The following is an 11,797-nucleotide window of genomic DNA, read 5'->3' on the forward strand; positions in this document are numbered from 1 at the left end:
GCTGCTAGACGCGCATCGGCATCAGCACATACAGCGCCGAGGCCCCCTCGCGGTCCTGGATCACCGTCGGCGAACCGGGATCGGCGAGCTTGAGCAGGGCGGTGTCGCCATCGAGCTGGGCTGCAATGTCCATCAGATAGCGGGCGTTGAAGCCGATATCGAGCGGGCTCGAATCGTAGTCGACCTCGATCTCTTCCGTGGCCGAGCCGGAATCCGGATTGGTCACCGAGAGCGTCATCCGGCCATCCGCCATGGAGAGCTTCACGGCGCGGCCGCGCTCCGAGGAGATCGTCGAGACGCGGTCGACGCTCGCGGCGAAATCGCCCTTGTCGACGGTCAGACGCTTGTCGTTGCCGGCCGGGATGACGCGCTGATAATCGGGGAAGGTGCCGTCGATCAGCTTCGAGGTCAGCACGACATCGGCGGTCGCGACGCGGATCTTGGTGGCGGAGAGCTCGATCGTGACCTCGCTCTCGCCGTCCTCCAGCAGCTTCTGGATCTCGGACACGGCCTTGCGCGGCACGATCACGCCCGGCATGCCGACCGAGCCCTGCGGCGCGGCCGTATCGACGCGAGCCAGACGGTGACCATCGGTCGCGACGGCGCGCAGGATCGGGCGGCCGTCGACATCGATGGTGTGGAGATAGATGCCGTTGAGGTAGTAGCGCGTCTCCTCGGTCGAGATCGCGAACTGGGTCTTGTCGATCAGGCGCTTGAACTCACCGGCCGGCAGGGAGAAGCGGTGGGCCATCTCGCCGGCGGTGATATCCGGGAAGTCGCTCTCGGGGAGGGTCTGAAGCTGGAAGCGCGAGCGGCCCGAGCGCAGCACAAGCCCGGTCTCGCCAGTCGTCTCGAGCGAAACCTGGGCGCCGTCGGGCAGCTTGCGCACGATGTCGTAGAGCGTGTGGGCCGGAACGGTCGTGGCGCCGGGCTCGGCGACATCCGCGGCAACCGTCTCGACCACCTCGATGTCGAGATCCGTCGCCTTCAGCTTCAGCCCGGCCTCCGTGCCGCTGAGCAGCAGGTTGGACAGGATCGGGATCGTATTGCGGCGCTCGACCACGCGATGCACATGGCCCAGCGACTTCAGCAGGGTGGAACGTTCGACAGTGACCTTCATATCTTTAAGTCTTCTGGCGTGCTGGCGCCGGCGACGAATGTGCGGGCGGCGGAATGGCCCGCGACATTGCCGGAGGCCAGCCGCAGGCGCAAGGGCGGCGGCGGCCTGAAATCACAGCCAAACGCCGCATGGCCGGCAGCGCAGAACCGGGAGCGCTGCCGGCCGGCCGCCTTCACGCCTGCCGTGCCCGTTACTCCTGCAGCATGCGCTTCAGGAGATCGACCTCGTCATGCAGCGAGCGATCCTCGGTGATCGCCTTCTCGATCTTGCGGACGGCGTGCAGCACCGTGGTGTGATCGCGGCCACCGAAGCGCCGGCCGATCTCCGGCAGGGAGCGCGGGGTCAGCGCCTTGGAGAGATACATCGCGATCTGACGCGGCTTGACCACGGCAGCGGTGCGGCGCTCCGAAAGGATGTCCGCCCGGCTGACATTGTAGCGGGTCGCGACCAGCTTCTGGATGTCCTCGATCTTGACGCGGCGCGGCTCGCGGGTGCGCACCAGGTCGCGGATCGCCGCTTCTGCGGTCTCCAGCGTCACCGGCTGGCCTGACAGGGTGGCATGGGCGAGCAGCCGGTTGGCGGCGCCGTCCAGGTCGCGCCCATTGGTGGCGACGACGCGGGCGACATAGGAGACGACGTCGGGATTGACGTGGAAGTTCGGATGGGCCGCGTGCAGCGCCTCCAGCCTGCTCGCCAGAATCTTGCCCCGCAGCACCTCGTCGAGATCGCCGACCTCGACCACGAGCCCGCCGCCGAGACGCGAACGGATGCGCTCGTCCAGCGCCTCGAGATCATTGGCGAGCCGGTCGCCCGCGACGACGATCTGCTTGCCGGCGTCGATCAGCGCGTTGATCGTGTGGCCGAACTCCTGCTGGATCGACTTGCCCTGGATGAACTGGACATCGTCGACGACCAGAAGGTCGATGCCGCGCAGCTTCTCCTTGAAGGCCAGCGCCGTCTGCGATTTCAGCGCGGCGACGAAGCCATACATGAAGCGGTCGGCGGTGAAATAGGCGACGCGCTTGCCCTGGCCGCGCGCCTCCTGGGCGATCGCCTGAAGCAGATGCGTCTTGCCGAGGCCGACGCCGGCATGGATGTAGAGCGGGTTGTAGGGAGCCGTTCCGGCGGGCGCCGCCGCAATGCGCTCGGCAGCCGCGAAGGCAAGCTGGTTCGACTTGCCGACGATGAAGGCCTGGAAGTTCATCCGGCGGTCGAGCAGCGTGCCGCAGGCATCGACCAGGTCGCGCTCGCCGGTCTCGGCGGGGACGCTGCCAACCGGGGCGGGCCTGGCCTCGGCGGGCGCGGCCTGGGCAGGCCGGCTGCGCAGGGCCACGATCTCGGCTGGAGCCTGCGTCGCATCACGGGACACCTGGCGCACCGAGAGCATGATCCCGTTGAGGCCCGGCAGCTCGGCCATGCAGTTGACCCGCAGACGCTCGGCGTAGTGAGCCTCGAGCCAGCTCTTCAGGAAACGGGTCGGCACCGTCAGATAGGCGACGCCGTCGATGATGCCACCGAGCTCGACGCGGGCGAACCAGCTCGAGAACACATCCTCGCCAAGTTCGGCCCGCAGGCGGCGGCGCACACGATCCCAAGCCTCGGCCGACGAAGCCAGCATCGCCGCGGGCGGCGCGGGCTCTTCCTCGGCCGGCCGGGCCTGCTCCACCAACACTGCCACCATCGACGCCGACGCAACCTCCACTGCCTCGTTCATCTGCCGCCGCTCGAACATCGTCTGCCCCAATTCTTCAAAATTCACACGCCAGGCCACGGCGGCCACTGCGTGGCCGCCGGACCGGATGCTGTTGTGTCCGGTCAAAGGACAAGGCTTCCCGCGAACGTGAACGCTCGCCGGTCTCCCGGTCCGACATGATCGATTACGCTTGGAAGGCTCGCCGGAAGGCGACGCCGCACTTCATCTCAGACTAACAAGACAAAGAGCCGCATCCTCCAACCTCCCGGGTCGCGAGCCGAAAACCGATAATCTTGTGGAAATGCCGGGCGGCCATCGCTGTCCGACCGGCGTTGAAAAAGACCTTACAGGGCGCCCTCGAAAGGCTGCAATATCCCTTTCGCCAGGCTCCCCAGAGTCACCCCCTGCAGGGGCCTTCGTGACCTACCGGCAGCCGGCTCGCAATTGGTTGGGGAACTTAAGATTTTCTTCATGAAGCTGGTCCGCCGCAGAGCCCGAATCTTTTTTTTCAGGGCCGCGGGTATGGCGCCCGAGAGTCGCCATGATTCCCGAAACAGAAATCCTTTGCCCGCTAAAGTCATGAAAAATAAGCGCTTTCCCTGCGCGGTCGCCTGGGTGGAAATGGGCGATTCGCGGCCCTGAAACGCCCCCTTGAGTCAAGCCCGCAAAGCCTCGGAATGATTGCGAAATCGGCCCTCCGGCAGTTCGATTCGCATCGCCGGAACACTGTGGCGCAATCGCAACAAGCCGGCTCGACGACAAACAAAAAGCCCGGCGCGAGGCCGGGCTTTTCAGGGTCGTTTCAAAGTGTGTCGCCGGCTGCGATCAGGACGCCAGGGCGCCGATCCGGTGCGCAAGGCGCGAGACCTTCCGGGAAGCGGTGTTCTTGTGCACGATGCCCTTCTGAGCAGCGCGCATGATCTCGGGCTGGGCGGCCTTGAGAGCCTCGGACGCGGCTCCCTTGTCGCCGGAGGCAATCGCCTCCTCGACCTTGCGCAGGAAAGTGCGCATCCGCGAACGGCGCGCCTTGTTGACCTCGGTGCGGCGCTCGATCTTGCGCGTCGCCTTCTTGGCCGACGTCGTATTGGCCATCGGATACGTCCTCGTCTGCTTCATCACGACCGGACACCTGGCAATTTGCCTGGCGGGCCCCGACCGCTACCTTGATGGAAATGCGTGGGCGACGACCGATGCTTTCGCGGGCCGTCGCGAGTGGGTGGCGTATAGTCGCAAGCTCGGTTCCCGTCAACGCGGAATCAGAGGGACGGCCGCTTTTTCAGCCGGCCGGCGCGAGGAAGCGGGCGTAGCTCGCCAGATCGACATTGCCGCCGCTGATGATGACGCCGACGCGCCGGCCCTCGACGGGGACGGCGCCGGTGAAGGCCGCCGCGGCGGCAAGGCAGCCCGTCGGCTCGACGACGAGCTTCATCCGCTCGGCGAAGAAGCGCATCGCGGCGACGAGCGCGTCGTCGCTGACAGTAACGATATCCTCGACCAGAGCCTGGATGATCGGGAAGGTGTAGTCGCCGAGGAAGGGCGTCTGGGCCCCGTCCGCGATGGTCTTGGGCACGGCGATCTTGACGATCTTGCCCGAGCGCAGCGACTGCTGCCCGTCATTGCCGGCCTCGGGCTCGACGCCGAAGACGCGGCAGGCGGGATTCAGCGCCTTGGCGGCCAGCGCGCAGCCGGCAAGCAGGCCGCCGCCGCCGAGACAGACCAGCAGGATGTCGAGCGGGCCGGCATCCTCGATCAGCTCCTTGGCGGCCGTGCCCTGCCCGGCGATCACGTCGGGATGGTCATAGGGCGGGATCAGGGAGAGGCCGCGCTTCTCGGCAAGCTCCGCGCCGATGGCGAGCCGGTCCTGGCTGTAGCGGTCATAGGTCACGATCTCGGCGCCGTAGCCGCGCGTGGCGGCGACCTTCGCGGCCGGCGCATCCAGCGGCATGATGATCGTCGTCGGCACGCCGAGAAGCCGGCCGGCATAGGCAATGGCCTGGGCATGGTTGCCGGAGGAGTAGGTGACGACGCCCGCCTTCTTCCGCTCGGGCGAGAGCGCCGCGATCGCATTGTAGCCGCCGCGGAACTTGAAGGCGCCCATGCGCTGCAGGTTCTCGGGCTTGAAGATGAGATTGCCGCCGGTGCGGGCATTGGCGGTGCGCGAGGTCAGGGCCGGGGTGCGATGGGCGACGCCCTTGATGCGCTCGGCGGCCGTCTCGACATCGGCATAGCTCGGCAGGGTGAGCCCGTCTGGGCCCTTGATCATGATGTTCATGGCGGCTCTCGTCAGTTGTTCTTGAAATCGGGCTTCCGCTTTTCGGCGAAGGCGGCCATGCCTTCCTTCTGGTCCTGCGTCGCGAAGAGCGAGGAGAACAGGCGGCGCTCGAAGCGCACGCCCTCGGCCAGCGTGACCTCGAAGGCGCGATTGACCGTCTCCTTGGCCATCAGCACCGAAGGCAGCGATTTTGCCGCGATCGCCTCGGCGGCCTTCATCACCTCGGTCATGAGATCGGCGAGCGGCACGATGCGGGCGACGAGGCCGGCGCGCTCGGCCTCGTTCACATCCATCATCCGGCCGGTGAGACAGAGATCCATCGCCTTGGCCTTGCCGATGGCGCGCGTCAGGCGCTGGGTGCCGCCCGCACCCGGAATGACACCGAGATTGATCTCGGGCTGGCCGAACCTGGCGTTGTCGGCCGCAATGATGAAGTCGCACATCATGGCGAGTTCGCAGCCGCCGCCGAGCGCGAAGCCCGCCACCGCGGCGATGATAGGCTTGCGACGCTGGCCGATGCGGTCCCAATCGGCGAATTTGTCGTCGAGATAGGTCTCGGGATAGGTGCGGCCCTGCATTTCCTTGATGTCGGCGCCAGCGGCGAAGGCCTTTTCCGAGCCGGTCAGGACGATGCAGCCGATGCCCGAATCCTTCTCGAAGCCGTCGAGCGCCGTGTTGATCTCGGCGATGAGCTGGCCGTTCAGCGCGTTCAGCGCCTGGGGACGGTTCAGCGTGACGACGCCGACCTTGCCCTTCGTCTCGACGAGAATGGTCTCATAAGCCATGGCGGCCTCCCGGATGATCTCTTCGGGCTGAGCTTTAGCGGGGCGGCGGGCAGCGGTCCATGCGCGGCCACGCAAGGCCGGCTGTGCCACAGCGGGCGGCGAGAGATCGCGGCCAGAGATCCGCAGGCCGCCATCGCGCGTATCCCATTCGACAAATCACGATCATCGGGGCGGGGGCAGCGGAGCATCCTTCATGAAACGACCGATCGCCACGGCCTTCGCCGCGATGATCCTGCTGGCCGGCTGCGCTGGCGTCGAAACCTCGGGCGGAGCGCCGCAGCCGGCCAGGACGATCGATGCAGCCCGCCTTTATAGCGGCCTCTGGCACGAGATCGCGCGCCGGCCGATGGCGATCACCGATGGCTGCGTCGCCGGTGCGACCGAATACAAGCGCGGTGCCGGAGGCAAGATCGAGGTGCTCGATTCCTGCCGGATGGGGACGCCGGCGGGCGAGCTCAAGACGATCGGCGGACCGGGCGAAATCCTCGATCCCGGCACGAATGCGAAATTGCGCGTGACCTATACCGTGTTTGGCGTCGTGCCGGTCGTGCGCGACTACTGGATCCTCGACCGCGCTGCCGACTACAGTTGGTTCATCTCGGCCGATCCGACGCTGAAGGATCTCTATATCTTCACCCGCAACCCGCAGATCAGCGCAGCCGAACGCAACCGGCTCGTGAAGCGCGCGAGCGACCTCGGCTACGACATCTCGAAGCTCGAATTTCCGGAGCAGCCGAAGCGCTGAAGCGGCGTCGTTCAGCCGCGCTTCGCCTGTCGCGGCTGGCAGCTCTCGCAATAGAAAGTCGAGCGTCCGGACTGGACCAGTCGCTTCACCACCATGCCGCAGCCCGGCGCCATGCAGGGTTCGCCCTCGCGGTCATAGACCTTGAAGCGGTGCTGGAAATAGCCGAGCGAGCCGTCGGCATGGGCAAAATCGCGCAAGGTCGAACCGCCCGACAGGATCGCCTCCTCCAGCACCTCGCGGATGATCCGCGCCAGCTCATGCGCCTTGTCGCGCGGGCGGCCGGTCGGCGTCGCGATCGATCCGGCCTCGGCCTCGGGATGCAGGCCGGCCCGAAACAGCGCTTCGCAGACATAGATGTTGCCCAGGCCTGCCACGAGCCGCTGGTCGAGCAATGCGGCCTTCAGCGGCGCGAATTTGCCGGCGAAGAGCCTGGCCAGGGTCTCGCCAGAGAGCTCGTTGCCGAGCGGCTCGATACCCATGCCGGCGAAATGCTTCGAGGTCGCGAGATCGGCGCGCGGGACGAGGTCCATGAAGCCGAAGCGGCGGACATCATTATAGGTGACGCGGGCACCGGAGCCGAGATGGAAGACGACATGGTCGTGGATCAGGTGCCGGCCGATCTCGTTGTAATAGGCGCCGGGCTCGACCGGCTTCGTACCCGGCGCCTCGACCACGAAGCGCCCGCTCATGCCGAGATGCATGATCAGCGCCTGACCGTCGTCGAGATCGGCGATCAGATACTTGGCGCGGCGCGACAAAGCCTCGATGCGCCGCCCCGTCAAGCGCTCGACGAAGCGGTCCGGCAGGGGAAAGCGCAGATCGGGCCGGTTCTGCTCGATGCGGGTGAAGGTCTCGCCCAGCATGGCCGGTTCCAGCCCGCGCCTGACGGTTTCGACCTCGGGAAGTTCGGGCATCCTCAAACTCTCTCGTAAAGCCTGCGTCGAGAGGGCCCGCGACAAGCCCCGTTCGTTTGGCTATGCATCGCCACAGGCAAAAACAAGACAGATTTGCACAAGGTCAGCCCGATCGTGACAGCAGCCTCCGACACCACCCATTTCGGCTTCGAGACCGTAAAGCTCGCCGAGAAGCAGGCCAAGGTCGACGACGTCTTCCACAAGGTCGCAGGCCGCTACGACCTGATGAACGATTTGATGTCGGCGGGGCTGCACCGGGCCTGGAAGAGCGCGCTCCTCACCGCGGTCAACCCGGCCAAGGACCGGCCTTTCCACCATCTCGACGTGGCGGGCGGCACCGGCGATGTCGCCTTTTCGGTGCTGGAGGCCGGCGGGCCACTGACCGATGTCACCGTGCTCGACATCAATGCCGAGATGCTCTCGGTCGGCCGTGACCGCGCCGCCAAGCGCTTCCCGAACGATGAGCGCATCCGCTTCGTACAGGGCAATGCCGAGGAACTCGGCCTGCCCGACAACCAGTTCGACTGCTACACGATCGCCTTCGGCATCCGGAACGTGCCGCGCATCGACAAGGCGCTCAGCGAGGCCTATCGCGTGCTCAAGCGCGGCGGGCGTTTCCTGTGTCTCGAATTCAGCCATGTCGACGTGCCGCTGCTCGACAAGGTCTATGAGGCCTATTCCTTCAACGTGATTCCGCCGATGGGCCGCATGGTGACGGGCGAGGCCGAGCCCTATCAGTATCTGGTCGAATCCATCCGCAAATTTCCGCGGCCTCAGGCTTTTGCGGAGATGATCGAGGCCGCCGGTTTCCGCCGCGCGAAGTTCACGCCGATGACCGGCGGGGTGGTGGCGCTGCATTCGGGCTGGAAGCTGTGACGCGTCCCGCAGCGTCATGGTCGGGCTTGACCCGAGCATCTCTTGCCGGAAAAGGCGATCTGCCTGAGATGGTCGGGTCAAGCCCGACCATGACGGCGGCCCTATGATCTCCTCGCTCTTTCATCTCGCCCGCACAGCCCGCGTCGGCTTCGTGCTGGCGCGCGAGGGCGCGCTCGCGCTGGTCGATCCCTCGGTGCTGCCGCCACTGGCGCGCGGGCTGATCCGGCTCGGACGGCTGATCGAGCGGCGTGGTGCCGGGACCTCGGCGACGCGGCTGGCGACCGCGCTGACGCGGCTCGGGCCATCCTATGTGAAGTTCGGGCAGTTTTTGGCGACGCGTCCCGATGTCGTCGGCATGCGGATCGCATCCGATCTTTCGGCGCTGCAGGACCGGATGCCGCCCTTCCCGATGGCGCAGGCGCGGGCCATCGTCGAGGCCGCGCATGGGCAGCCGCTGGCGGCGATCTTCCCCGAATTCAGCGAGCCGGTCGCGGCGGCGTCCATTGCTCAGGTGCATCGCGCCCGGCTGAAGGACGGCCGCGAGGTCGCGGTCAAGATCCTGCGGCCGGGCATCCGCGACCGCTTCCATCGCGATCTGGGCGCGATGCGCTTCGGCGCCGAGCTGGCGGAGAGCCGCTCCGCCGAGGCGCGCCGCCTTCGCTTCACCGGCGTGGTCGAGACGCTGGCGCGCTCGGTCACGATGGAGATGGATCTGCGGCTTGAGGCCGCCGCGCTGTCCGAATTCGCCGAGAACACCAAGGACGATGCCGATTTCCGCGTGCCCGAGCCCGATTGGCAGCTCACCGCGCGCGAGATGCTGGTCGACGAGTGGATCGACGGCGTTCGCCTCTCCGACATCGAGGGCCTGCGCGCGGCCGGCCACGACCTGCCGGCACTCGGGCGCAACGTCATCCAGTCCTTCCTGAAGCATGCGATCCGCGACGGCTTCTTCCACGCCGACATGCATCCCGGAAACCTGTTCGTCGATGCGCAGGGCCGGCTGGTCGCGGTCGATGGCGGCATCATGGGCCGGCTCGGCCTGAAGGAACGGCGTTTCCTCGCCGAGATCCTGCTCGGCTTCATCACGCGCGACTACCGTCGCGTGGCGGAGGTGCATTTCGAAGCCGGCTATGTGCCGGGCCATCACGCGGTCGAGGATTTCGCCCAGGCGATCCGCGCCGTGGGCGAGCCGATCCACGACAGGAGCGCCGACCAGATTTCGATGGCGAAGGTTCTGACGCTGCTCTTCGAGATCACCGGCATGTTCGACATGGCGACCCGGACCGAGCTCGTCATGCTGCAGAAGACGATGGTGGTGGTCGAGGGCGTGGCGCGGACGCTCGACCCGCATCTCGACATGTGGACGACGGCCGAGCCCGTCGTGCGCGACTGGATCGCCCGCAATCTCGGCCCGCTCGGGCGGATCGAGGAGGCGGGCCGGGGTGCCGGCTCGCTGCTGGGGAGCCTCTCCCGCCTGCCCGAGACGATCGGCCGGGCCGAGCGCGTGCTCGGCCAGCTCGAGGATGCCTCGCGCCACGGCTTCTCGCTCGACGAGCGCAGCGTCGCTGCGATCGGCCGGGCCGAAGCCCAGCGCAACCGCTGGGGCAACTGGGCTCTCTGGGTGATCGCGGGGCTGATCGCCTGGGCAGTGCTGAGCTGAGGCGCCACAGCCCTCATGCTCGGGCTTGATCCGAGCATCTCATGACGAAGCCGGCGCCTATGCCGGCGTCTTCTCCTGCCAGAGATTCCCGGGGCGCCACTCCGCTTCGCCCGAGAACGACGCGCACTTCACCCGCAATTCGCCTGCTCGGCCGGCATATCGGCGCCGACCATCCAGTTGGTGCCGAAACGGTCGCGCAGCATGCCGAAGCGCGGCGACCAGAAGGTTTCCGCCATCGGCATCTGGACCGTCGCGCCCTCCGACAAGGCAGCGAAGATGCGTTCGGCCTCGGCGATCTCCGGGACGTTGACCGAGACCGACACGCTGCGCATCGGGCCGTCGCTGCGATCGGGCGGCGCGTCGGAGGCCATCAGCATCTGGCCCTCGATCTCCAGGCAGGCATGCAGGATCTTGTCGACCCAATCCGGCGAGACATGCGCCTCGGCGGGCGTGCCCCTGTGGTCCATCATCGCCGTCAGCTTTCCACCGAGCACGGTCTGGTAAAGCGTGAAGGCCTCGCGGCAATTCCCGTCGAACATCAGATAGGTGGAGAGCTTCATCGTTATCCTCCTTGGATCGGCAGGCGTCGGATCGGCAGACGTCGCGTCAGGCCTTGCGGCGGTAGTGCGCGGTCATGAATTCGGTCCAGCCGCCGTTCCCGTCGGGGGTGTAGGAGGACAGGATGCGATGATCGGGGGCGACCATCGTGATGACGTCTCGATAGGGGATGATCGCGCCGTCGCCGGCCATGTTCGGCCCGGCGCTGTCGAGCGTCAGGACCTTGCCGGTCTCGTCGAGAGCGCCGTCATAAAGCCAGAGATGCGTCATCATCGAGCCGACGAAGCTGCCGACGAAGCGCCCCTTGGCCGGATCGAAACCGAGCGTCATCAAGGTCTTGCCCGTCGTGCCGTCGGGCATTTCGCCTTCGCCCTCGCCAAGCGTCCAGAGGCCGCCGAGCGAGCGCACGCTCTCCTTGCCCTTCGATTTCTGACGAGGCTGGTTGGGCCCCATCACGCAGTCTATTTCCGCGGTCCATTCGCCGACGAGCTGATGCAGCCAGTCGTGTTCTTTCTGCGGTTTTGCGAACATGGGCCTATGCTCCTCCTTGCTGATGATTGCTTTTACGAGCCCTTCAGACCGGCCGTTCGGCTGTGGCCTTCATGGCCGCGAGTCCGGCTTCGAAGTCACCGCCGACCATCCTGTCCATGTTCATGAAGACGTGGATGATCTTGCCGATGAAGGGCGTCGGCCCGGTCATCGTCCAGGTGACGGTCGTCGCGGTCGCCGCACCCGGACCCTGAGGCTGTAGGGCAAAGACGGCCATGTTGTGGGCCTCGAACGGCGCCAGGAAATCGAGCTTGAGCGCCACCCTGGACGGTGCCGCCTCGACGATCTCCATGGTGCCGCGCCCGACATTCTTGTCGCCGTCCCAGGCATAGCGCGCGCCGACCCCACTTTCGGGGCCAGTGACACTGCGCTTCATCGCCGGGTCCTTCTTCTCCCAGGGTGACCAGTCGCCCCAGGCCCTGAAATCGGCGATCAGCGGATAAACCCGCTCCGGCGGTGCATTGACGACGATGGAGCGCTGAACCTGGAAGCTGTCCGGCTTCATCGCCGCGAGGATCAGCACGGCGGCGATCGCGATGGCGACGCAGCCTGCGAGGCTGAACAGAACGGTCTTCATCGCATTGCCCTCGCTCCAAGGCGCGCAGAACCCTCCCGGGTCGCACGT

The 11,797-nt window shown here is 66.6% G+C and carries 12 protein-coding genes; 3 read left to right on the plus strand and 9 right to left on the minus strand.

What is annotated here, in order from left to right:
* Window positions 1–4 precede the first annotated feature (4 nt).
* The 5 genes from dnaN to C8D03_RS08760 all read right to left on the minus strand — a co-directional run bounded on the left by dnaN (window position 5) and on the right by C8D03_RS08760 (window position 5,870).
* Window positions 5–1,120, minus strand: a complete 1,116-nt coding sequence (gene dnaN / locus C8D03_RS08740; protein ID WP_108045912.1) for a DNA polymerase III subunit beta — start codon at window positions 1,118–1,120, stop codon at window positions 5–7.
* A 190-nt stretch (window positions 1,121–1,310) separates the two neighbouring features.
* Entirely contained in the window at window positions 1,311–2,738 is a 1,428-nt protein-coding gene (gene dnaA, locus C8D03_RS08745) for a chromosomal replication initiator protein DnaA (RefSeq protein WP_248308663.1), read from the minus strand.
* 900 nt (window positions 2,739–3,638) lie between these two features.
* A complete protein-coding gene (gene rpsT / locus C8D03_RS08750; protein ID WP_108051406.1) occupies window positions 3,639–3,905 on the minus strand; it encodes a 30S ribosomal protein S20 in 267 nt (88 codons plus the stop codon).
* Window positions 3,906–4,089: 184 nt separating this feature from the next.
* Window positions 4,090–5,085 carry a threo-3-hydroxy-L-aspartate ammonia-lyase gene (locus tag C8D03_RS08755; RefSeq protein ID WP_248308405.1) on the minus strand — a complete coding sequence of 332 codons (996 nt, stop codon included), beginning with the start codon at window positions 5,083–5,085 and terminating at the stop codon, window positions 4,090–4,092.
* Window positions 5,086–5,096: 11 nt separating this feature from the next.
* Complete coding sequence (locus tag C8D03_RS08760; RefSeq protein ID WP_108045913.1) at window positions 5,097–5,870, minus strand: enoyl-CoA hydratase; 774 nt, start codon at window positions 5,868–5,870, stop codon at window positions 5,097–5,099.
* 193 nt (window positions 5,871–6,063) lie between these two features.
* On the opposite strand from C8D03_RS08760, the gene C8D03_RS08765 reads away from it, so the two are divergent.
* Window positions 6,064–6,615: a lipocalin family protein gene (locus C8D03_RS08765; RefSeq protein WP_108045914.1), complete on the plus strand. Its 552-nt coding sequence runs from the start codon at window positions 6,064–6,066 to the stop codon at window positions 6,613–6,615.
* An 11-nt stretch (window positions 6,616–6,626) separates the two neighbouring features.
* Here the strand turns inward: C8D03_RS08765 and mutM are convergent, their stop codons facing one another.
* Window positions 6,627–7,529: a bifunctional DNA-formamidopyrimidine glycosylase/DNA-(apurinic or apyrimidinic site) lyase gene (gene mutM, locus C8D03_RS08770; RefSeq protein WP_108045915.1), complete on the minus strand. Its 903-nt coding sequence runs from the start codon at window positions 7,527–7,529 to the stop codon at window positions 6,627–6,629.
* 114 nt (window positions 7,530–7,643) lie between these two features.
* Here mutM and ubiE point away from each other — a divergent pair, with 114 nt between their 5' ends.
* Together ubiE and ubiB are read left to right on the plus strand one after the other, a co-directional pair.
* A complete protein-coding gene (ubiE, locus tag C8D03_RS08775; RefSeq protein ID WP_108051410.1) occupies window positions 7,644–8,405 on the plus strand; it encodes a bifunctional demethylmenaquinone methyltransferase/2-methoxy-6-polyprenyl-1,4-benzoquinol methylase UbiE in 762 nt (253 codons plus the stop codon).
* Window positions 8,406–8,508: 103 nt separating this feature from the next.
* On the plus strand, window positions 8,509–10,065 hold the full coding sequence (ubiB, locus tag C8D03_RS08780) for a 2-polyprenylphenol 6-hydroxylase (RefSeq protein WP_108045916.1): 1,557 nt from the start codon (window positions 8,509–8,511) through the stop codon (window positions 10,063–10,065).
* A 128-nt stretch (window positions 10,066–10,193) separates the two neighbouring features.
* Here the strand turns inward: ubiB and C8D03_RS08785 are convergent, their stop codons facing one another.
* From C8D03_RS08785 to C8D03_RS08795, 3 genes are read right to left on the minus strand one after another with little or no spacing between them, the layout of a single operon-like run.
* On the minus strand, window positions 10,194–10,625 hold the full coding sequence (locus C8D03_RS08785; RefSeq protein ID WP_108045917.1) for a VOC family protein: 432 nt from the start codon (window positions 10,623–10,625) through the stop codon (window positions 10,194–10,196).
* 46 nt (window positions 10,626–10,671) lie between these two features.
* Window positions 10,672–11,154: a DUF1579 domain-containing protein gene (locus C8D03_RS08790; protein WP_108045918.1), complete on the minus strand. Its 483-nt coding sequence runs from the start codon at window positions 11,152–11,154 to the stop codon at window positions 10,672–10,674.
* Window positions 11,155–11,197: 43 nt separating this feature from the next.
* Entirely contained in the window at window positions 11,198–11,749 is a 552-nt protein-coding gene (locus tag C8D03_RS08795) for an SRPBCC family protein (RefSeq protein ID WP_108045919.1), read from the minus strand.
* Window positions 11,750–11,797: the final 48 nt, after the last annotated feature.

The organism is Bosea sp. 124 (genome assembly GCF_003046175.1).
Classification (GTDB): Bacteria; Pseudomonadota; Alphaproteobacteria; order Rhizobiales; family Beijerinckiaceae; genus Allobosea.

Bases quoted from the DNA above. Each gene is read 5' to 3' on its own strand.
- C8D03_RS08795 (WP_108045919.1), bottom strand. From the start codon at position 11,749: ATGAAGACCGTTCTGTTCAGCCTCGCAGGCTGCGTCGCCATCGCGATC.
- C8D03_RS08755 (WP_248308405.1), bottom strand. From the start codon at position 5,085: ATGAACATCATGATCAAGGGCCCAGACGGGCTCACCCTGCCGAGCTAT.
- C8D03_RS08760 (WP_108045913.1), bottom strand. From the start codon at position 5,870: ATGGCTTATGAGACCATTCTCGTCGAGACGAAGGGCAAGGTCGGCGTC.
- dnaN (WP_108045912.1), bottom strand. From the start codon at position 1,120: ATGAAGGTCACTGTCGAACGTTCCACCCTGCTGAAGTCGCTGGGCCAT.
- rpsT (WP_108051406.1), bottom strand. From the start codon at position 3,905: ATGGCCAATACGACGTCGGCCAAGAAGGCGACGCGCAAGATCGAGCGC.
- C8D03_RS08765 (WP_108045914.1), top strand. From the start codon at position 6,064: ATGAAACGACCGATCGCCACGGCCTTCGCCGCGATGATCCTGCTGGCC.
- dnaA (WP_248308663.1), bottom strand. From the start codon at position 2,738: ATGCTGGCTTCGTCGGCCGAGGCTTGGGATCGTGTGCGCCGCCGCCTG.
- mutM (WP_108045915.1), bottom strand. From the start codon at position 7,529: ATGCCCGAACTTCCCGAGGTCGAAACCGTCAGGCGCGGGCTGGAACCG.
- C8D03_RS08785 (WP_108045917.1), bottom strand. From the start codon at position 10,625: ATGAAGCTCTCCACCTATCTGATGTTCGACGGGAATTGCCGCGAGGCC.
- C8D03_RS08790 (WP_108045918.1), bottom strand. From the start codon at position 11,154: ATGTTCGCAAAACCGCAGAAAGAACACGACTGGCTGCATCAGCTCGTC.
- ubiB (WP_108045916.1), top strand. From the start codon at position 8,509: ATGATCTCCTCGCTCTTTCATCTCGCCCGCACAGCCCGCGTCGGCTTC.